This window comes from Parabacteroides faecalis (assembly GCF_022809355.1).
GTDB lineage: Bacteria > Bacteroidota > Bacteroidia > Bacteroidales > Tannerellaceae > Parabacteroides > Parabacteroides faecalis.
On record NZ_JAKZMM010000002.1, the window covers coordinates 64,011 to 84,998 of the forward strand.

At 41.5% G+C, this 20,988-nt stretch carries 14 protein-coding genes; 8 read left to right on the forward strand and 6 right to left on the reverse strand.

Translation table 11 applies throughout. The features are described 5' to 3' along the window. Positions 1 to 22: 22 nt before the first annotated feature. Genes MUN53_RS01090 through MUN53_RS01100 form a run of 3 tightly spaced genes read right to left on the reverse strand, consistent with a single transcriptional unit; the run spans position 23 to position 8,252 of the window. Positions 23 to 3,106: a SusC/RagA family TonB-linked outer membrane protein gene (locus MUN53_RS01090; protein WP_243323054.1), complete on the reverse strand. Its 3,084-nt coding sequence runs from the start codon at positions 3,104 to 3,106 to the stop codon at positions 23 to 25. Positions 3,107 to 3,136: 30 nt separating this feature from the next. Then, positions 3,137 to 5,032, reverse strand: a complete 1,896-nt coding sequence (locus MUN53_RS01095; protein WP_243323056.1) for a RagB/SusD family nutrient uptake outer membrane protein — start codon at positions 5,030 to 5,032, stop codon at positions 3,137 to 3,139. 13 nt (positions 5,033 to 5,045) lie between these two features. Further along, entirely contained in the window at positions 5,046 to 8,252 is a 3,207-nt protein-coding gene (locus MUN53_RS01100; protein WP_243323058.1) for a SusC/RagA family TonB-linked outer membrane protein, read from the reverse strand. Between the two features lie 675 nt (positions 8,253 to 8,927). Between MUN53_RS01100 and MUN53_RS01105 the strand changes: the two genes are divergently transcribed. The 3 genes from MUN53_RS01105 (at position 8,928) to MUN53_RS01115 (ending at position 13,278) form a co-directional block, all read left to right on the forward strand. Next, positions 8,928 to 11,099 carry a S9 family peptidase gene (locus tag MUN53_RS01105; RefSeq protein WP_243323059.1) on the forward strand — a complete coding sequence of 724 codons (2,172 nt, stop codon included), beginning with the start codon at positions 8,928 to 8,930 and terminating at the stop codon, positions 11,097 to 11,099. Between the two features lie 2 nt (positions 11,100 to 11,101). Further along, positions 11,102 to 11,947 carry a lipoyl synthase gene (gene lipA, locus MUN53_RS01110; protein ID WP_243323060.1) on the forward strand — a complete coding sequence of 282 codons (846 nt, stop codon included), beginning with the start codon at positions 11,102 to 11,104 and terminating at the stop codon, positions 11,945 to 11,947. A gap of 173 nt (positions 11,948 to 12,120) precedes the next feature. Beyond that, a complete protein-coding gene (locus MUN53_RS01115) occupies positions 12,121 to 13,278 on the forward strand; it encodes a hypothetical protein (protein WP_243323061.1) in 1,158 nt (385 codons plus the stop codon). Here the strand turns inward: MUN53_RS01115 and MUN53_RS01120 are convergent. Beyond that, positions 13,275 to 13,769 carry a metallophosphoesterase family protein gene (locus tag MUN53_RS01120; RefSeq protein ID WP_243323062.1) on the reverse strand — a complete coding sequence of 165 codons (495 nt, stop codon included), beginning with the start codon at positions 13,767 to 13,769 and terminating at the stop codon, positions 13,275 to 13,277. The genes MUN53_RS01115 and MUN53_RS01120 overlap by 4 nt on opposite strands. 59 nt (positions 13,770 to 13,828) lie before the next feature. Here MUN53_RS01120 and MUN53_RS01125 point away from each other — a divergent pair, with 59 nt between their 5' ends. Both MUN53_RS01125 and MUN53_RS01130 read left to right on the forward strand, forming a co-directional pair. Beyond that, entirely contained in the window at positions 13,829 to 15,910 is a 2,082-nt protein-coding gene (locus MUN53_RS01125) for an RNA degradosome polyphosphate kinase (RefSeq protein ID WP_243323063.1), read from the forward strand. Positions 15,911 to 15,915: 5 nt separating this feature from the next. Then, positions 15,916 to 16,581 (forward strand): hypothetical protein, encoded by a 666-nt coding sequence (locus MUN53_RS01130; protein WP_243323064.1) that lies wholly within the window; start codon positions 15,916 to 15,918, stop codon positions 16,579 to 16,581. A gap of 138 nt (positions 16,582 to 16,719) precedes the next feature. On the opposite strand, the gene MUN53_RS01135 is transcribed toward MUN53_RS01130, so the two are convergent. Continuing rightward, the gene (locus tag MUN53_RS01135) at positions 16,720 to 17,115 is read right to left on the reverse strand and encodes a hypothetical protein (protein WP_243323065.1); all 396 of its coding nucleotides are present in this window, start codon (positions 17,113 to 17,115) and stop codon (positions 16,720 to 16,722) included. Between the two features lie 133 nt (positions 17,116 to 17,248). On the opposite strand from MUN53_RS01135, the gene MUN53_RS01140 reads away from it, so the two are divergent. Next, entirely contained in the window at positions 17,249 to 18,244 is a 996-nt protein-coding gene (locus tag MUN53_RS01140; RefSeq protein WP_243323066.1) for a DUF4837 family protein, read from the forward strand. Here the strand turns inward: MUN53_RS01140 and MUN53_RS01145 are convergent. Next, positions 18,239 to 19,630 (reverse strand): RsmB/NOP family class I SAM-dependent RNA methyltransferase, encoded by a 1,392-nt coding sequence (locus MUN53_RS01145; protein WP_243323067.1) that lies wholly within the window; start codon positions 19,628 to 19,630, stop codon positions 18,239 to 18,241. The two genes, MUN53_RS01140 and MUN53_RS01145, sit on opposite strands and share 6 nt — an antisense overlap. 53 nt (positions 19,631 to 19,683) lie before the next feature. Here MUN53_RS01145 and MUN53_RS01150 point away from each other — a divergent pair, with 53 nt between their 5' ends. Both MUN53_RS01150 and MUN53_RS01155 read left to right on the forward strand, forming a co-directional pair. Next, a complete protein-coding gene (locus tag MUN53_RS01150; protein WP_243323069.1) occupies positions 19,684 to 20,388 on the forward strand; it encodes an SAM-dependent methyltransferase in 705 nt (234 codons plus the stop codon). Position 20,389: 1 nt separating this feature from the next. Next, positions 20,390 to 20,971, forward strand: coding sequence for an acyltransferase (locus tag MUN53_RS01155; RefSeq protein WP_243323070.1), 582 nt, complete (start codon positions 20,390 to 20,392; stop codon positions 20,969 to 20,971). The last annotated feature ends 17 nt before the right edge of the window (positions 20,972 to 20,988 follow it).

The window sequence follows — 20,988 nt, forward strand, 5'->3', positions numbered from 1 at the left end:
ATTCTTTTATGTGTGCAACTTTTTAAAATTGAGCTTTAACTCCAATACTATACATGCGATAAGTAGGAAAATCTGCATAAGATCCTTCTGGCCCAAAATCGTCAGACTTCATGTTATCTATTGTAAACAGATTTTGACCACTCAGAACAATTTTCAAATCTTTAGCATGAAGAACTTTCTTAAATCGTTCAGGAAGTGAATAGGAAACCTCTAAATTCTTTAATCTCAAATAAGAACGATCATAGAGGAAAAAGTCACTTGCCTGATGATTGGTTGAAGTCGTTGTGGATAATGCTGGATATAATATTTCCTCATCGTTATTCCAACGATCTTGAGTCCAAGCCTTTAAATGATTTGAACCAAAGACTCCTTCATAGCTGGTTTCATAAACGCCTATTCCATTCATAATAGAAGAATATTTTCCAACTCCTTGAAAGAGAAAGGACAATTCAAAATTCTTATACTGAAAACCACCAGAAATACCATAATAATAACGAGGTAAGTCTCCATTTCCAATTGGAGCTTGATCCCGTTCATCAATTATTCCATCACCAGTCAAGTCCTTATATTTTAGATCTCCTAACCGAGGAGTACCAAAATCATAAGTCAACCCACTGTTATCTATTTCACCTTGGAAATTGAACATGCCATTACCGTTACTATAATCAACTAAATAACCAAAAGCTTGTCCATAAGGAAATCCTTCCGTACGATAGGGATAAGCATAATCATTTCCCTTCGGGGTCTCACCACAATAAATAACCTTATTTTCGTTATAACTTACAAAGCCACCTAAATATACTGACCAATCTTTATTTAAACGTTTAGCATAATTCAACTCAACTTCATATCCTTTATTCTCATATTTTGCTATATTAGTATTTGGAAACATACTCAACGAAATACCTTGATAAGAAGGGACATTCACTGTAGAGTTTGTAACTCCATTAATCGTCTTATCTTTAAATAAATCAATAGAAATACTCAGTTGATTGAAAAGTCCAAAATCCAAACCTAAATTAGCTTTCCTTACTTTTTCTGCTACCAAATTTGGATTACCAAATGAGGATTCCTGTGTCAGATATTGCAAATAAGATATTGAACCACCACCAGCAAAAGATACCCGATCATCATATGCATATCTACCTAATCCTAAATTATCATTTCCAGTCAAAGCATAGGAAAAACGAGGTTTCAATAAAGTCAACCACGGAGCTTTTTCTTTCATAAACGCTTCATTAGATATGATATAAGCCACAGAAACGCCTGGTGTTGTCAAATAACGACACCCACGAGCAAACTGATCCGATCCAGAATATCCTACATCGAATCGTATGGCATAACGGTTATCATAGTCATATTGAACTTCTAAACCTGAAGAAAAACGATTATAATCATAACTTGCCTCATTCTTAGTAAATCCTTGTAAAATAGAAAAAGCAGTTGCCTTTACATGATGTTTACCAAAGTCCCGAATATAATCTATACTACCATGATATGACATATAACTATACAAATCAACAATCTTAGAATAAGCCAATTCTGTATTTTCAGTCGTTCCTTGTTGAACAAACGACAACTCATCCCAATTCCCAGATCTTCTATAACGAGCATAATTCTGCGTAGTTCCCATTGATGCAGTTATATAAGAGAGATAGCCTACTTTGCCTGAAATACTTAATCCAGGTGTTAGGAAAGACATATCTAATTTTAATCCAAATTGAGAATAAATATTTGTATTCGTCTGATTATAATAGCCACTCCGGTTTAACATACCGTAAGGTGATTTATCCATTCGTTCAGTGACTGTTACTTCCCCTCCCGGATCAATTACATTTCCTGCATCATCATAAATTGGAGGTGTTACAGGACCATATAATGTAGGAGGCGTCATAAATAAAGCTTCATAAATTTGTTCATTACCACTTTGTGTATTACCAAAAGGGTCATGTCTCTTTTCAATATTCCCAGCCATATTTAAGTGACCACTTAAATATTTGTTTAACTTGACATCAACATTGGCTCGAACATTTAATTTATATAATTCGTTATTTGAATTATATTCCGTCTGATCTGTTTTCCATAATCCACCTTGTCGTGTCAGATTAACATTCGTATAATACTGAACCTGATCAGTACCACCAGTAACACTAACACCTGCTCTCTGCATTTGTGAAATATTACGCATAAACATTGAACACCAATCATTATTGGGATACAAAGAATTATTACCAGCCTTAAATTGTTCTATTTGCTGATCAGTAAAATAATAATTAGAACCTAGCCCATCATTATAGGCCGCTTGATTACGCAAAGTCGCATAAGTAGCAGAATTAATAAAAGTCGGTTTCGTTATTGCCTGTTGTAAAATTTCATCTACCATAATATCCACTTTAGGCTTTCCTTTGATACCTCGTTTCGTCGTGATAACAATAATTCCCCGAGCACCTTGGATTCCATATAAAGCTTGTGAAGCACCATCTTTTAATACAGAAATCGATTCAATATCCATAGGGGAAATACGATACAACAAATCATGAGCATAGTTATCATAATAGATACCATCAATAACTATTCCAGCGCCAGTCCCATGCATAGCCGAATATCCACGAACATATAAACTAATATCTTCAGATGCTGGTTGCCCAGAATTCTCAACTGTTAACAAGCCTGATAATCGACCTTCCATAACACCCTGCAAACGAGTATATAATGATTTCTCTAAAGTTTCCCCCTTAGCTACTGATATTGAGCCTGAAAATGTCTCTCTCTTTTGAGTTGTATGCCCTAGATAAAGGGTTTCATCCAAACATTGAACATCTTCCTGCATAACAACATTAAATTCTTCACCAGCATACTTCAATGTTTTATAACCTAACAAAGAAAATGATAACATTTCATTCTTGTCTGCTTGAATTACAAACCGACCAGATACATCTGTAATACCTAAGTTTCGCCCTTGAGCAGAGGATATAATTACACCAGACAAAGGCTGACCATATATATCTTTTACCGTTCCTTCTATTTGTGATGCCACTTGTTGAGCTTGAATATAATAAGCAAAGCTTAAGCAGCCCAGAACGACTGTCACTATCTTTTTATTCATAATCGTATTCTTAGTATAATTAACAATTTATCACCATCCTGGATTTTGCCAGTTTTCACCAGTAATTGCCAAAACATTATTAACCTCATTGAGAGGAATAGCAACTTTCAAATACTTATTTGTATAGCATTGCCGTTCATTTCCATTCACTTGCATTCGTCCATATGTATATGAACCATCTTCATTTCGAGTAATTTTAGCAGCTGTCACCCAACGATCGGTTTTAGCTAAGTCACCGTCTGGCTCACTCCAACGACGAACATCAAAATAACGAAAACCTTCTAATGCCAATTCTACTCTTCGCTCATTGTGAATACGTAAACGAAGCTGATCTTTGGATAGAGTAGTTGGCAATTCAGGCATGCCTACTCGAGCACGAATCTCATTCACAGCATCTCTTGCTTCGTCTAAATGATTTGCCTCACAAGCAGCTTCCGCAAAATTCAAAATTACTTCTGCCAACCGGAAAGCTTTAAAACGAGCACCTACTAAAGTATTATTATTTCCACAAGTAGGATGCAGAAATTTACGCTCATAATATCCTGTTCTCGTCACAGCCCTACCGCTACTAGCAGTTCCTGTTTTAGGTTCCCCTACCCATGTAGCTATAATTCGTGTACGATTTCCCATTGGCGCTGGATAATTTTCATAGCATCCTGGTTCTTCTTCGAATTGCCAGTAAGCATATCGTTTTGAGCCATTATAATAAATCGATGCATAAAAACGAGGATCTCTATTTTCATACGGATTCTGCGGATCATAGAGAGTATTATCTTGATTATAATTAGGTATCAGATGAGTTTCTTCATCCTGATAAGGTTTCTCCAAATTTAAAATAGGCTGACCATCTATGGTTTCATAACTGTCTACCAGCTCCTGCGAAGGGCAAGTACCCGTCTTATAACCATCTTGAGCTCCTATTCCATCAATATTCCATATATTTCCCTGCGCATCAGCCGTCTGATATATAGTTTCCTTATCTGATGGCGTGGCAGAATAAGCTGCTGACTCACAAAAATATTCATGATATAACGCTGCATATTCATTAGGGACATATGCAGTTTCTGCATAATACACATTTGGAATGTTCAACTGTTTATATAATTCATATCCATTGTTACGTAAATTCTCCAATGATTGCTTAGTTATATTATAAGCTTCTTGCCAATAATCATTTCCTTCATTATATAAAGGACTTGCTGCATACAAAATCATACGTGCCTTGATTGCTTCCGCCAATGCTTTGGTCACACGACGTTCCTCACTACTCGTAGTAATACGCCACGGTAATTCAGAACTAGCCAATGCCACATCACAATCTTCTATAATAAATTTTACGACCTCATAATAAGAAGATCTAGTGACTGATGAGAAATCTTGATCAAAGTCATATGGTTCACGAATAATCGGCAGTCCACATCCAAACCAACGTAAAAGTTCAGAATAATAGAATGCTCTTAATAAATGAGCTTCAGCCCGCCAACGGTTTCTATTTGTTTCAGAAGAAACAATTGCATCATCTATATGAGTTATGAAATAAGAGCAATTCCGGATCATTGCAAAATAATTAGTCCAAAAATTCCCCATATTACCTCCATGATTATTATCAGAATTCCAAACCGGATGAGATGATGCTGTCGCACTTCCATTGTACAACAGTGCTGAACCTGCCCAGTTAACATCTAAATCATCAGCATCCCATGCTTCATCACTCCAACAAACAGGCCCTCTACTCCAAAAAAAGTATCGATCTCCATAAACAGGCATATAACGATAACATGTATTTAAATAAGCCTGAACATATTCATTATTTTGAAACACCTCTTCTAATGAAACCTTTCCTCCAGGAGCTTGATCTAAAACATCAGAACAACTTACGCTAAAAAAAGCGACTGCCAATAAAACGATATATTTATGTATTTTCATAATCCATCAAATTTTAAAAATTGATATTACAACCTATATTGATATTCTTTGTTATCGGATATCCATAAGGGTTGCTTTGTTCAGGATCAAGATGCGTACTGCGCAGAGCATCCCATACAAATAAATTTTGTCCACCGACATAAACTCTGAATTTACTAACACCTAACGATCTCAACCAATGAGCAGGAAGAGTATAACCTATCTCTAAATTCTTCAAACGCAAAAATGATCTATTTTGAATAAAGAAGTCGTTTGCCTGATGACTTGTAGAGGTACGTGTTGAAAGTGCCGGATAAGTAATTTCATCTCCATTTTGCCAACGTTCTTCAGTCCAAGCATTCCATGTCCAATCATAATATGTTCCATTCCTTACATTTTCAAATACTCCTTGCCCATTATAATACATAGAATAGCGTCCTACTCCAGAAAATAAGACATTAATATCTATTCCTCCATATTCAGCCCCAACAGTAAAACCATAAGTAATCCCTGGTATTGAGCTGGAATACCCTATAGGAACTTGATCTCTATCATTAATTACCCCATCTCCATTTTGATCAATATATACAAAATCACCTTTTCTTGGTGTCCCAAAATCATAGCTTGCATAATTAGCTATTTCTTCTTCTGAAGTAAAATAACCTTTACCAGGAGAATTCCAGTCAATAGCATATCCCCAACACTGTCCTAAAGAAAAGCCTTCTGTACGATATCGATAAACATAATCCTCTGTTCGTTGTGGTTCATCAAATTCTATTACTTTATTCTTGTTAAATCCAAAATTTCCTTTCACAAAAAAGCTAAAATCACTATTAACTTGCTTATTGTAAGAAATTTCAAGATCAACACCCTGATTATGAACTACACCCATATTTGCCTTAGGTATATTTCCACTCGGAACTCCTTGAAAATCTGGAATACTTTGACGAGAAATTAAAATTTGTGAACGATTTTCCCGATAGTAGTCAACTGACATATTCAAACTTTTAAAGAATTCTAAATCAACACCTGCATTATATTTAGTTGCTAATTCCCAAGTAATATTAGGATTCCCCAACAAGCCTTCATTTACAGAAAAACTACCTAAACCTCCAACATTCGAGGCTCCGTTTAAGGTTATATTATCTTGGTATAAAAAACGACTACCCCCAATCTGATCATTACCAACTTTTCCCACAGAAAAGCGCAGTTTCATATGGGTCAAATAATTATTTCCTTTCAAGAATTCTTCATTACTAGTTACCCATCCAATAGAACCTGCAGGGAAAAAACCAAAGCGTTTTGTAGGTGCAAATTGCTCAGAACCATTATAACCAATATTTACTTCTGCTAAATATCGATCATCATATGAATAGGTAGCACGTCCTGATAACCCGACAATATTATAAGGAATTTCTGCAGATTCCGATTCCCAGTAATCACGTTGAAACAGAACCATACCTGTTACAGCATGACGTCCAAACTTTCGATCATAATTCAATGAAGCCTGTGCATTGATCCGATAATTTGAGCTATAACTCCTACTTAATGACAATTGAGTAGCATTTGTATTATGTGGTGTATAAGTCAGGACGTCATTATCATAATCAACAGTTGCATAATAAGAAATTTCTCTCTTTGTTCCATTTAATACTGTCGAAGAATATGTATCATAAGATATCATACCCTTAATACTCAAACCCGGTGTGATTAAAGAACTTAAATCCCAATTTAAAGCCAATTGCGTATTCAAATTATTACGAGTCTGCGTATAAAAACCATAACGGTTCATAATTTCATAAGAAGTACGATCCAAATAATCCACATCAACCAATGCTCCATCCTCTACTCCGAACTCCGATATAGTAGTTGGGCCTGGAGAGATTGGAGTAATCGTTAATGCTTGATATATTAAGTCTGTCATCATATGATTAGAACTTGAATAGATTCCTGGATCGACTGCCGGCATATTTACTTTTTCTGTATAAGAACCTATTTTTAATTCAGCTTTAAGGCTTTTAGCTAAATTAAAATCTAAATTAGAACGAAAGCTCCATCGATTCATCCATGAAGATGGATCATAACCCAACTGGCTCTCCGGCTCTGTATTCAAGTTTCCTCCTTGATGGATATATCCTGCATTGAAGAAATAGGTTACAAAATCTGTTCCTCCTGAAACATTAGCGTTTATACGTGTTTGAGGAGTATATTTTTTTATATATTCCCTATAAAAGTCATTATCGCAATACATATATTGACGCATCTTAACCTGTTTTGCATAATCAGGAGAAGAAGGATCAAGACCAAAAAGAGGATCGCGATATTTTTGGATTATTGCATCTGTATATTCAGCAGGTAAACCGTCATTCTGCAAAGCTTGATTACGAAGAGCCATATAATCCCAAGAATGTAAACGAGAAGGTTCTCTTGAAAAAGAAGTCCAACTCTCATCAATACTAGCAGATAAATGAGGTTTCCCTTTTTCTCCTTTCCGAGTAGTAATCATTAATACTCCATTTGCTCCACGCACCCCAAATACGGCCGTTGCTGAAGCATCTTTTAAGACAGAAACACTTTCCACTTCATTCATGTCAATGGTTGATATATTACTACGCTCCACGCCATCAACTAATATTAGCGGACTTTGTCCATTAGTTGTTGCAGCTCCACGCAGAAACATAGTAGCTCCATCAACACCAGGCTGACCTCCTCCTGCTTGAGTAGAAGATAAACCTGTAATACGACCAGCTAATGCATTATCCAAACGAGTTGTGGAAGTTTTTTTCAAATCATTTGTGGTTACAGCAGAAATAGCCCCTGTAACAGATACCTTTTTTTGAGAGCCATATCCCACAACTATAACTTCATCCAAAGTTTCTGTATCTTCCCTTAACATAATACTTATGTCCTTTGTTTTAGTTATTTTTACCGTTTGTGACATATACCCTATATATGACAATCGAATCGATGCTCCAGGATTTATTTCTAATACAAAATTTCCATCTATATCAGTAATAGTCCCGTTTGTATCATTTCCAACTTCAACTATATTTACTCCAATCAATGGAATCCCCTCGCTATCTACAACCGTTCCTTGTATGGACACTAATTGTTGTTGGATTTCTGTTGCCTGAACATTTATATCATCTACATCATTTATTGTATAACCTTCTATTGGAATGATAGTTATAGATGATATCAATAGGATAAATTTACTATTACACTTAACCCATTTTTCCATAATGATTAACAAAATTATTTATTGTATTTCAAGATATTAGTATAACACTTTCAAGTGTGTCCAGAATATAATGAATAGTTTATACACCACCTTGTATTCGGTTAACATTCGCGGTAACAATTCATTCGGAGCAATTCAAAAAAAATAAATATTCGACTAAAGCATAAGTTCACTATGAACTTTCTTTAACAACATCTATTTTTTCAAAAAACACATTTAAAACACTGAAGCAAAACAGCACGAATAATTGTAATAACATTAATTTCATGATATCCTTTTATAATATATTTATAAATTATTGGTCAAAAGTAAAGGTTCTAAAGAATACTATATTTACAATAATGATTTATTTATTACAAAAAATGATTTTAACAAAATATGCAAGGAGTTTCAAATATCTTCTCTACTAAGATAAAACCAACGAGGATTATTTTTAATTCTCTCGAGAATCGTTTTCGGTTCTCGTTTATCTTATTTTAGGATATTACCAACACCTATTTGGAAAGTAGTAAAATCAGTTTCCGAGGCCTTATTACCGGCTACATGAAACAATAGCATCCTCCTCTAAGCAACCGGCTCATTATCTCCATACAAAAAAGTAGATAAATTGTTATATTTGCCCTCTGAAAAGAGGCCGTGGGGCTTTAGGTGTAAAAAATCAAGGAAAGAATAAATATGAAACGAATCAGTATGGCACTGCTGTTTTCGGCTTGTGTGGCCGGAAGCTGGGCTCAGCAAGGAAGTGAGCCAATAGATTTGAAAGAGATTACAAGCGGAAAGTTCCGGCAGATTACCAATGTAGGAGAAATGCGGTCGCTGCCCGATGGCGAGCATTATACGGCCATGAATCCGAAACGGACGATGATTGTGAAGTATTCTTATCGTACCGGCAATCCGGTGGATACTTTATTCAACGTAGCTACTGCCCGCGAATGTACGATCGATAAGTTCGACAATTACGAAATCAGTAGCACCGGACATCGGATCCTGATTCTTTGTGATGTAGAATCGATTTACCGCCGTTCCACACAAGCAACGGTTTATGATTATGACGTGCGCCGTAATTACCTGAAACCGCTGAGCGATGCTCCGGGTAAGCAGATGATTCCGACTTTTTCTCCGGATGGCCGTATGTGTGCCTACGTGAAAGATAATAACATCTGGATCCGTAAGTTTGATTATGATACGGAAATACAGATTACCAAAGACGGCAAACAGAATGCTATTCTGAACGGTATCACCGACTGGGTTTATGAAGAAGAGTTTTCGGTAACTAACCTGATGGCTTGGTCGCCCGACAGTAAAATCCTCGCTTTTGTCCGCTCCGATGAATCGGAAGTACCGGAATACTCCATGCAGATTTATGGCGACGGCCTGTATCCCGGTTATTACAACTTCAAATACCCGAAAGCCGGCGAGAAAAACTCAACGGTATCGGTCATGGCTTATAATATAGAAAGCAAGGATACCAAGAAGCTGGATATTCCGATGGATGCCGACGACTATATTCTGCGTATCACCTTTACGACGAAACCCGAACAACTGGCAGTCATGACCTTGAACCGCCAGCAGAACCGTTTCAATATGTTTTATACGAATCCGAAGAGTGGTGTTTCCAAGCTGATCCTGAAAGATGAGAACAAATGTTATGTAGATTCAGAGTGGCTGACTTCCATTCATTTTATGGAAAGCGGTTTCACCTACGTCAGCGAACAGGATGGTTATTCTCACATCTACCTGTATTCTCCGACAGGCGTCATGCAGCGCCAGATCACCAAAGGGAACTGGGATGTCACGGCTTTATTGGGTTATGACGAACTGACCAAAACGACATATTACGAATCGGCCGAAGAAAGTCCGCTCCGCCGGGCTGTCTATAAGATCGATGCCAAAGGTGTCAAGACGAAGTTATCAACGAAAGAAGGAACGAACCATGCTGATTTCAGCGCGAACTTCGCCTATTACGTCAATCGTTTCTCGAATGTCAATACGCCGATGCAGATCACAGTCAACGAAACGAAGAAGAATCGGGTACTGCGCGTACTTCAAGACAATACGGCACTCACCAAGAAGCTGGCAGCCAAATCTTATTCTCCGAAAGAATTCATGACCGTTACGACAAAATCCGGTTATGAATTGAATGCCTGGATGGTGAAACCGGTTAACTTCAACAAGAACAAGAAATATCCGGTCCTGATGGTTCAGTACAGTGGTCCGAATTCTCAACAAGTATTGGATCAGTACGGCATGGATTGGGAACAATATCTGGCATCAAAAGGAATCATTGTTGTTTCAGTTGATGGACGTGGAACCGGTGCCCGTGGAGAAGCTTTCCGCAAATGTACTTACATGAAGATGGGAATCCTGGAATCACAAGACCAGGTTGAAGCCGCCCAGGCTTTAGGCGAACAGCCTTATATTGACAAGAACCGGATGGCAATCTGGGGCTGGAGTTTCGGTGGATACAATACGCTGATGGCTTTGTCTGTCGGAAAAGGAACCTTTAAGGTGGGTATCGCAGTAGCACCTCCAACCGACTGGAAATACTATGATACCGTTTATACCGAACGATACATGCGTACGCCCCAGGAGAACTTTGAAGGCTATGCAGAAACATCTCCGTTGCGTCGTGTGAAGGACCTGCAAGGAAAACTATTGCTGATCCACGGAACAGCCGACGACAACGTACACTTCATGCAATCGCTGGAATATGCCGAAGCATTGGTTCAGGCCGGAAAACAATTTGACATGCACGTCTATAAAGACCGCAATCATGGTATTTCGGGAGGAAACACCCGTTATCACTTATACACCAAAATGTCTAATTATTTGTTCGATAATCTATAAACATGGCAGAACATATCAAGAAGCCGGATTGGTTGAAAATCCGGCTTCGTGGAAATGAACATTTCACGCAGACAAAGCGAATCGTTGAATCGCATTGCCTGCATACCATTTGTACCAGCGGTAAATGTCCGAATATGGGCGAATGCTGGAGCCGAGGAACAGCAACCTTCATGATCGGAGGTGATATCTGTACCCGTTCGTGCCGCTTCTGTAACACCCTGACCGGTAAACCGCTTCCGTTGGATCCGAAAGAGCCGGAAAATGTAGCGGAAAGTATCCGGCTGATGCAGTTGAAACATGCTGTTGTTACTTCCGTAGACCGTGACGATCTGCCCGACTTAGGCGCTTTCCACTGGGCAGCAACCATCCGGGCCATCAAGCAAGTCAATCCGGAAACAACACTTGAAGTATTGATTCCCGACTTCCAGGGCAAGCTGGAACTGGTTGATCAGGTCATTGACGCCGCTCCCGAAATCATCTCACACAACATGGAAACCATCCGGCGCATTACACCTTTGGTACGCAGTGCCGCCCGTTATGAGGTGAGTCTTTCGGTTTTGCAACATATCGCGTCGCGTAATATCGTTGCCAAAACAGGTATCATGGTTGGACTCGGAGAAACAGAAGAAGAAGTCTGTGAACTGATGGATGATGTATTGGCTGTCGGCGTTTCGGTACTGACCATCGGACAATACTTACAGCCTTCGCGTAAGAATATCCCGGTTTCGGCCTATATTCATCCCGATCAATTCGAGAAATACCGGACGATCGCCTTGGAAAAAGGCTTCAAACATGTAGAAAGTGCTCCGCTGGTCCGTTCATCATACCATGCGGAGAAACATGTATAAATGAGTGTCTGTCGGATATTCATTCAGAAAAACAGAACTTTTTATGGTACATTTTTGTTCTTATATTGAAACTGATCAAAAAACACAAGTGGAGACACAGACAACTCCGCCAAATTCATTGGAAATGAAAGAAAAGAGTATGATCAGACAGAACTGAAATAAGAACAAGAATTATGAATCGTATCAGAAAAAGTTGGGAAAATCAAGCTCTCGGAATATTGCCGTTATTGTTGTTTTTATTACTGGATAATTATATTTCCTACCTTCATGCCTACACAATATCGGCAATATTCTGCGTTTTGAGTATGTTTGTCTTCCACATCCTGCGGAAAAACAAAATCTACTCATTCATGTTATTGCCATCTTTTCTTACCCTCGTTCTATATGCTTTCTTTTTAATCTTTATGCGAGTGGAAGAAGTGCTGGCTGTTTATACTCCACTCATCACAGAAATCCTTTTCGTGATTGTTCTAACGTTGGTCAAGGTTGTCAAGAAACCATTGTTGCATCGTGTGCGCGACTCTCAGCATCCGGCCTATGAAAAGACGCATAACCTGACCATGCTGAATGAATTCTTCTTCATTGCCCAGCTCTTCCGCAATCTGTGTATTCTTCACTTGCTAGGAATTGCATTCTACAATATCCTACCGGACGGCATGAAAGATATCCGTTTCAACCGTTTTCTGTATAGGGATTTGGTATTGATTATCGGTATTGCAGTCGTTGCTTACGAACAAATTCGCTTACTGATGCTGCAAGGTCGCCTGAAGAAAGAAATGTGGTTGCCGGTTCTCAACGACAAAGGTTCAGTTATCGGTTGTATCGCTTATTCCGTCAGTCGTCTGCTGCCTAAAAAATACTATCACCCGATTGTGCGGGTTGCATTAATACACAACGGAATGCTTTATTTAGCCAAACGAAGCGAATATGCATACGTATCCGCGTCCCTGATAGATTATCCGTTTTATCGTTATGTCCTGTTCCGCCAGAGCATTGAATCGGCAGCACAACAGGCAATCGAAAAACTAAAGACACTGACAGGCAAGATCAGTCCGAAGTTATTAATCCGATATACGTTTGAGAACGAAAAGATAAAACACCAGGTTTCCCTATTTATCATTCGTATCTCCGACGAAAACGTTCTGGAACAATACAAAGAAATACAAGACGGAAAACTATGGTCCATTCAGCAAATTGAGGAAAACTTGGGAAAAGGAATCTTCTCTATTTACTTTGAACGTGAGTTTTCCTATCTGAAGAACACGGTTCTCCTTGCAGAAAGTTTCTGTAATTGCGAACAAGAAGCGACGGAACAAGAGAAAAAGGATTAACGATTCCCCAATTCAATCACTTCCAGATCCTTGATCTTATCCCCGTCTATCACAAAACGCAATAAGGTTCGTTTCAGGTGAAAGCCGCTTTTCCCGGCTGCTCCCGGATTCATATACAGGCAAGACAAGGTTGGATCAAATGCCACTTTCAGTATATGTGAATGCCCGGCTATAAACAATTGAGGACGCGTATCAAAGAGTTCTTTCCGGATTTCAGGATTATAACGTCCCGGATAACCGCCGATATGCGTCATCATCACCCGGACTTGTTCTACCTGGAAATGCGCAATCTTCGGATATTCCAACCGAAGATTCTGTCCGTCTATATTGCCATAAACTGCCCGTAAAGGATGAATAGAAGCCAAACGGACCGCCAACTCGTCCGAACCAATATCTCCGGCGTGCCAGATTTCATCACAATCCGCAAAGTATTTCAAGTATTTATCATCCCAATAACCATGGGTATCTGATAATAGTCCAATTTTTCTCATAATTCGATTCGTTTGTTTAGCAAAAGTATCTATATTTACGATTCCAAGCGAAGCTTAGTATGGAAAATATGTATCGATATTTCAAACGGGATATTAGTTGGCTGTCCTTCAACTATCGAGTATTGATGGAAGCCGAAGATGAATCGCTACCAGTATATGAACGGATCAAGTTTCTCTCGATTTATTCATCCAATCTGGAGGAATTCTATGAAATTCGTGTGGCCGAACATCGGGGTGTGATCATGAAGAAGAGTTATGCCGAAGAGAGTTCGGAAGAAGCCGAAGAAACTTTGGCTGAAATCACCCGTGAAGTGAATTGGCAGCAACAAGAATACAAACGGGTTTTCCGGGAAGTCGTAGCCGAACTGGAACGTCAACACATTCATCTCTATCTTGACAGCCGGCCGGAACCTTTCCATGAAGCGTTTGTCCAGAACTTCTTTAATGAGGAAGTCTTTCCGTTCCTGGCTCCGGTGATGATCCAGAAAGATGATATCCGGACCTTCATTCGCGACCGTCGTTTGTATCTGGTCATTCGAATGACCAAAAAGAGACATGACAAAGAGAGCTGTACCGAAGCAAAGCAAGTCCCGTATCAATATGCCCTGATGAAAATCCCCTACTCGAAAGTGCCTCGCTTCATTGAATTACCCAGTCACGAAGGAAAACATTACATCATGTTCATCGATGATATCATCCGGGCAAACTTATCCTCTATTTTCCCGGGTTACGACATTGATTCGTGCTACAACATCAAGATATCGCGGGATGCCGACATTTATCTGGAAGATGAAACCAGCAGCAGTATTGTCGAGAATATCCGTAAGAAACTGAAGAAACGTAAGATCGGTGCTTTGAGTCGTTTCATGTACGACATGAGTATGCCGGATGATTTCCTCGACTTTTTATGCAAGGCTTTTAATATCGCGGAAGAAGATCTGGTGAAAGGCGGACGTTATCATAATCTGCAAGACTTGGCCAAACTGCCTAACCCACGAGGGAAAGAGTTGGAACGACAAGTTCCTTCGCCTATGCGAGTGCCTTTCTTGGATGAAATGGGTTCCATGTTTCGGGCAGTCAAGAAACGGGATGTATTCCTGCATTTTCCATATCAGTCGTTCGATTACTTGATCCGCCTACTGATGGAAGCGGCCTTCGATCCGAAGGTAGAAGAGATTAAGATTACGCAATATCGGGTTGCCGAAAATTCAGCCGTGATCAATACACTAGTCAGTGCCGCCCAAAACGGAAAGAAAGTGACTGTCTTTGTAGAACTGAAAGCCCGCTTCGACGAAGAGAACAACATGAGTGCCGCCGAACGGATGAAACAGGCAGGTATCCGTATCATCTATAGTATTCCGGGCTTGAAAGTCCATGCCAAAGTAGCAGTTATCTTACGAAAGGATGCCGACGACGGACGGAAGCGAAAAGACATAGCTTACCTCAGTACCGGCAACTTCAACGAGAAGACGGCCCGCATTTATTCGGATATGGCTTTGCTGACTTGTAATGCTGCTTTAGTACAAGACATCAACAAGGTATTTGCCGTATTGGAAGGTCGTTTGTCGAACCCGACTTTCTCCCATTTGCTTGTGGCACGTTTTAATATGGTGCCTGAACTGGAACAGATGATCGAACGGGAAATCGAACATGTACGCCAGGGACGAAGGGGAAGGATTGTCCTCAAGATGAACGGCCTGCATGACAAGCACATGATTGATTGCCTGTATCATGCCAGTGAATGTGGCGTGGAAATTGATCTGATTGTCCGGGGAATTTGTTGCCTGGTGCCTAATCAGCCTTATAGTCAGCATATCCGGATCACACGAATCGTGGATATGTTTCTCGAACATGCCCGCGTATGGTACTTCTACAATGATGGGAAAGAAGACTTATACCTGACATCGGCCGACTGGATGCGGAGAAACCTGAACCGCCGCATTGAAACGGCGTTCCCGATCTTGGATCCTGACATCAAACAGCAGATTATCGATATCCTGCAAATCCAGTTAAAAGACAATGTCAAGGCTTGCTGGATTGATGAGCACCTGAAGAATATCCCGAAGGTAGATGATCATCCGGAAAAGGTCTGTGCACAGCTGGCAACTTATGCCTACATTAAAAACAATCCTATCGGATAAGGCGCATGGACTGGACCGAATTTTATCCGTTTCTCTTTGGTATCGGACTGATCGCTGCGGTCATGCTGGCATATGGATTGGGCTTGCATGTAGGTAAACGGCAGGAACGAGTTGCCATCAGTCGGAAACGGTGGAAGCAAAAGCAATTCCTGATAGGCAGACATCAAACGGAGCGAGAACAATATCTGGAGAAAATCCGATTCCTGGAAAAGGAACTCGGACGGATCAGCCTGGAATCAGCCGACTATCAGCAGAAGCTGGATGATATTGCTTTCTATCGGCAGAAGATTCTGATCTGTGAGCAGCAGATCAAACAACTCTCGTCGGCCGAAACAGAACATCCCGGCTTATCGCTCCTCTTGCAATTAAAGGAAGATCCGCAGCATACGAATCTTTCCCGGCAGGAATGGGAAACCTTGTTTGCCTTCACCGATCTGCTGTTCAACAACACGCTTTCATCTTTACAGGAGAAATATAACCTCACCCGCCATGAGCAAGAAATCTGTTGCCTGCTGAAGTGGCAGTTTTCCCGCAAGGAACAACTTGCCGTCTTCAACAATACATCCGAAGCACTTGCCAAATCGAAGAACCGCCTCAAAAAGCGACTCCAGCTCGACGACAAGACCGATTTGGATTGGTTTGTCTGGCAACAGTGCTTAAACCAACACTGAAACATCTCCCGAAAAGAGCGAAAAAGATTGCAGGAGCACATTTGATGCACCCAATTACCCGTTGCAAGGTCGCGTGAGCACATTTGATGCACCAAATCACCCGTTGCAAGGGTGCAAGGGTACATTTGATGTACCAAATCACTTGTTGCGAGGGTACAGGAGCAGATTGAAGATCGACAAACACCCCTTGCGGAGTTGCGTGGGCAGATTGAAGACCGACAAACACCCCTTGCAGGGTCGCATGGACAAATTGATGACCGACAAATACCCGTGCAAGGTCGCATGGGCAGATTGATGACCGACAAACACCCCTTGCGAGGCCGTATGGGCAGATTGATGACCGACAAATACCCGTTGCAAGGTCGCATGGGCAGATTGATGACCGACAAACACCCCTTGCGAGGCCGCATGGGCAGATTGATGACCGACAAACACCTCCTGCAAGTCTGCAAGAGAGATTGCCTGCGTATCTTTTTCCTCCCTTATCTGTCCGCATTCCCCCCGTATTTTATCTTCCTTATCCTTATAAACCACTGAAAATCAATAAATAGAAAAGCATTCCATTTGTCCGCCCATAAAATAAAGGAATCTGATGAAGCCGCATTACCTTTGCCTCTGTACTTTTTCACTCATATTTGTTTATTCAGGTTTAATGGAAAATGGCTTTATGAAAACAAAACATCTATTCTCGGTTCCACTCCTTTTGAGTGGACTTATGCTTCTCGGATTGGCGAGTTGTAATTCCGGTTCTATCGTTAAACGGGCAACCGGAGTGCCGTATGAAGTACTGGTCGTGATGGATACAAACCTATGGAAAGGACAAGTAGGCGAAGCAGTCCGCGACAAACTGCAAGAATCGTATCCGGCCTTGCCCCAGGCGGAGCCAACAGCCGCCGTCTCTTATTGCGAACCGGCATCTTTCAACGACTTCATGCGTTATGTGCGCAATATCCTGTTGGTGGATGTTAATCCCAGTGCCTATACCAAAGTCTCGCTCGTAGCGGACAAGGATGTCTGGTCCAGCGGACAACAAGTCATGCGCCTCCAGTCACCTTCAACTGATTCGCTGTTATGGTACCTGCAAGGGAATACGAATGATATCCTGGCCTATATCCGGCAAATGGAACAGAAACGATATGCCCAATATTTACAGGAGAATCACAACAGCTTGCTGGCAGAGAAGACACGTTCAGCCTTTCAACTGGACATCTATGCTCCGGAAGAGATGAATTCCTCGCAGACAGATTCGACGTTTCTCTGGTTTTCCAACAATGCGAACAGTGGACGAATGGATCTGATTTTCTATACTTTTCCGGCAGAGAATGCAGACGCGCTCGAGGAATCGCATCTTATAGCCATGCGCGACTCAGTAACCCGGCTCCATATTCCCGGCTCGTTTGAAGGTTCGTACATGATAACAGAAAACCGTTTCCCGGTCGAATATGAATCATTACAAAACGGGAAACAGCCTAGCGCCGTGATACGTGGTTTATGGAAAATGCAAGGCGACATGATGGGCGGACCATTTGTCTCGTATGCCTGGTATGATGCACCCCGCCATCGGATAGTTGTAGCAGAAGGATTCGTCTATGCTCCCGAAACCAACAAGAAACTCTATATGCACCGGCTGGAATCCGCTTTGCTTACGGCACGGATTTTATAACACCAACCGTCGGATCTCTTCCGGATTATAACTACTGCGGATACGCCACTCTTGCGGATAAAGGTTATTGGCCCGGTTTCCTAAATTCTTTACGAAGCCGATAGGACGCTGTTGATAAGTCAGCAAAACATAACCTTTCTCCGCATCAGCTGGGAGCACCAGCGCTTCTTTCCGGAAATAGCGGATAGCCATTTCATCATCCACTTCGCATACGGGAAAAGCTGTTGGATTCAAGGCAGTACTCAACGCCAAGGCTTGCGCCGGTACCCAATCCTTTCCCTTCCATTCGCCCAATTCAATGCCGGCAGAAAGGATATGAAGTTTTTCTTGCAGTAACGGATAGATGGCCTGTACTTCGGAAGGCAACAAAGAAAGACGGATATCGTTCCAGACGGGTTGATAAGTCTCGCTTGCACGAACGGCTGAAAGAATGGACGCCGGAATATCGGGCTGTTTCTTCCCTTTCTGTTTCTTGTCCTTATTCTTGGTCTTGATCCGAAGTTCTTCCCGTTCACCGTCGGCTTTCCGTAGGGCAGCGAGGAAAAAGCCTTCGCCTCGTGTCCGATGTGGGAAAAAGCGATAGACCGGATTGGCATATTTCAAGGCTCCGCACACGCCCCAAGCATCATCAATCGGAATAGACAACGGCTCTGCTTCTAATTCATCAATGATGTATTGAATATTCTCCTCATCTTCTTCCGTATTATACGTACAAGTACTATATACCAGCAAGCCACCGGGCTTCAGGGCATTCCAGATATCATGCAGGATACGCCGCTGACGGGAAGCGCACAGCTCGACATTCGCCACACTCCACTCACCCGTACTATCCGTATCCTTACGGAACATACCTTCACCCGAGCAAGGCACATCCGTAACAATCACATCAAAGAGATGAGTCAGTTCACCCAGTTCTGCCGGATCATTATTAGTCACAACGTGGTTCGGATAACCCCATTTCTGGATATTTTCTGCCAGGATATAGCTACGCGACCGGATCACTTCATTACTTACCAATACACTTCCTTCAGGAAGAAGGCTCAACAGATGAGTGGATTTTCCTCCCGGAGCCGCACATAAGTCCAGACAGACCACCGGTTCCTGTACATACGTCTTAATAGCCTGTTCAAGGAACATCGACGAAGCTTCCTGCACGTAATAAGTACCATTCTGGAACAATGGATCAAAGGTAAAAGAAAGGCGTTCGGGCAAATAATATCCCAAATGACTCCAGGGAACCGGTGTTGCCTCCGGATGCTTGTCGCTCTTCTTCGGATTCATTCGGATACTAACCGGAACATCCGCCATCAATGCTTTCTCCAGTTCTGTATATTCGTCGCCTAAAAGTGCCCGCGTACGGGTAATAAAATCAATAGGAAGTGCCATGTGTGCATGAATTGTTTCGTGCAAAAGTACTACATTTGCGGAAAATTAGAACTATGCAAGCATCATTATATCTGATACCGGTTACCTTGGGCGATACTGAACATCGCCAGGTCTTGCCGGAATACAACCGGGATGTCATCTTGGGCATCCGTCATTTCATCGTTGAGAATGTCCGCACGGCACGCCGCTTCCTGAAGAAAGTGGAACCATCCATTGTGATCGACGACTTGACTTTCTATGAACTGAACAAGCATACATCGCCTGAGCAAGTGGCTGGTTATCTAAATCCACTGGCACAAGGTGAATCGGTGGGTGTGATTTCCGAAGCCGGCTGTCCGGCGATTGCCGATCCGGGAGCCGATGTCGTCGCTATTGCCCAGCGTAAGCATTATCCGGTCGTTCCTTTGGTGGGTCCGTCGTCTATTATCTTATCTGTAATGGCGTCTGGCTTTAACGGACAGAGCTTTGCTTTTCATGGTTATCTGCCTATCGATGCAGTCGAACGTACCAGTACCATCAAGAAGCTGGAAGGACGAATTTATGCCGAGAACCAGACACAACTCTTTATCGAAACGCCTTATCGTAACCGTAAACTGGCAGAAGAACTGATCCGTACCTGCCGCCCGTCCACGAAGCTGTGCATTGCTTCGAATATCACTTGTGCAGATGAATGCATCCAGACACGTCCGGTTAAGGAATGGGCCGGGAAGTTACCAGATTTCGACAAGAAACCAACCATTTTCTTAATCTATAAATAACATGGAAACCTACGAAGCACATCCAACAGCAGTTATCGACGAAGGTTGTCAGATCGGAGAAGGTACACATATCTGGCACTTCTCGCACATCATGTCTGGTTGTCGTATCGGGAAGCATTGTAATATCGGACAGAATGTGGTGATTTCACCCGGAGTCGAGATCGGCAATCAGGTAAAGATTCAGAACAACGTGTCTGTCTATACCGGTGTTATCTGTGAAGACGATGTTTTCTTAGGTCCCAGTTGTGTCTTCACCAACGTGATCAATCCGCGGAGCGCCATTTCCCGTAAGCATGAATACCGAAGTACTCGTGTGAAACGAGGAGCTACCATCGGAGCCAATGCAACCATTGTCTGCGGACACGACATCGGCGAATACGCCCTTATTGGAGCCGGAGCTGTCGTTACCAAAGATGTTCCACCATACGCCTTAGTGGTGGGTAATCCTTCTCAACAAATCGGTTGGGTCAGTGAATACGGTTGTCGCCTTGAATTTGATAAGCTGGGGCACGCGGTCTGTCCGGAAAGCGGCGAGCATTATATACTGGAGAATAATCAGGTACGAAAAATAAAGAATGGATAACTGACACTGGAAAAACG

Excerpts from the sequence above, each read along its gene's own strand:
- MUN53_RS01090 (WP_243323054.1), bottom strand. The coding sequence starts at position 3,106 with ATGAATAAAAAGATAGTGACAGTCGTTCTGGGCTGCTTAAGCTTTGCT.
- MUN53_RS01095 (WP_243323056.1), bottom strand. The coding sequence starts at position 5,032 with ATGAAAATACATAAATATATCGTTTTATTGGCAGTCGCTTTTTTTAGC.
- MUN53_RS01100 (WP_243323058.1), bottom strand. The coding sequence starts at position 8,252 with ATGGAAAAATGGGTTAAGTGTAATAGTAAATTTATCCTATTGATATCA.
- MUN53_RS01105 (WP_243323059.1), top strand. The coding sequence starts at position 8,928 with ATGAAACGAATCAGTATGGCACTGCTGTTTTCGGCTTGTGTGGCCGGA.
- lipA (WP_243323060.1), top strand. The coding sequence starts at position 11,102 with ATGGCAGAACATATCAAGAAGCCGGATTGGTTGAAAATCCGGCTTCGT.
- MUN53_RS01115 (WP_243323061.1), top strand. The coding sequence starts at position 12,121 with ATGAATCGTATCAGAAAAAGTTGGGAAAATCAAGCTCTCGGAATATTG.
- MUN53_RS01120 (WP_243323062.1), bottom strand. The coding sequence starts at position 13,769 with ATGAGAAAAATTGGACTATTATCAGATACCCATGGTTATTGGGATGAT.
- MUN53_RS01125 (WP_243323063.1), top strand. The coding sequence starts at position 13,829 with ATGGAAAATATGTATCGATATTTCAAACGGGATATTAGTTGGCTGTCC.
- MUN53_RS01130 (WP_243323064.1), top strand. The coding sequence starts at position 15,916 with ATGGACTGGACCGAATTTTATCCGTTTCTCTTTGGTATCGGACTGATC.
- MUN53_RS01140 (WP_243323066.1), top strand. The coding sequence starts at position 17,249 with ATGAAAACAAAACATCTATTCTCGGTTCCACTCCTTTTGAGTGGACTT.
- MUN53_RS01145 (WP_243323067.1), bottom strand. The coding sequence starts at position 19,630 with ATGGCACTTCCTATTGATTTTATTACCCGTACGCGGGCACTTTTAGGC.
- MUN53_RS01150 (WP_243323069.1), top strand. The coding sequence starts at position 19,684 with ATGCAAGCATCATTATATCTGATACCGGTTACCTTGGGCGATACTGAA.
- MUN53_RS01155 (WP_243323070.1), top strand. The coding sequence starts at position 20,390 with ATGGAAACCTACGAAGCACATCCAACAGCAGTTATCGACGAAGGTTGT.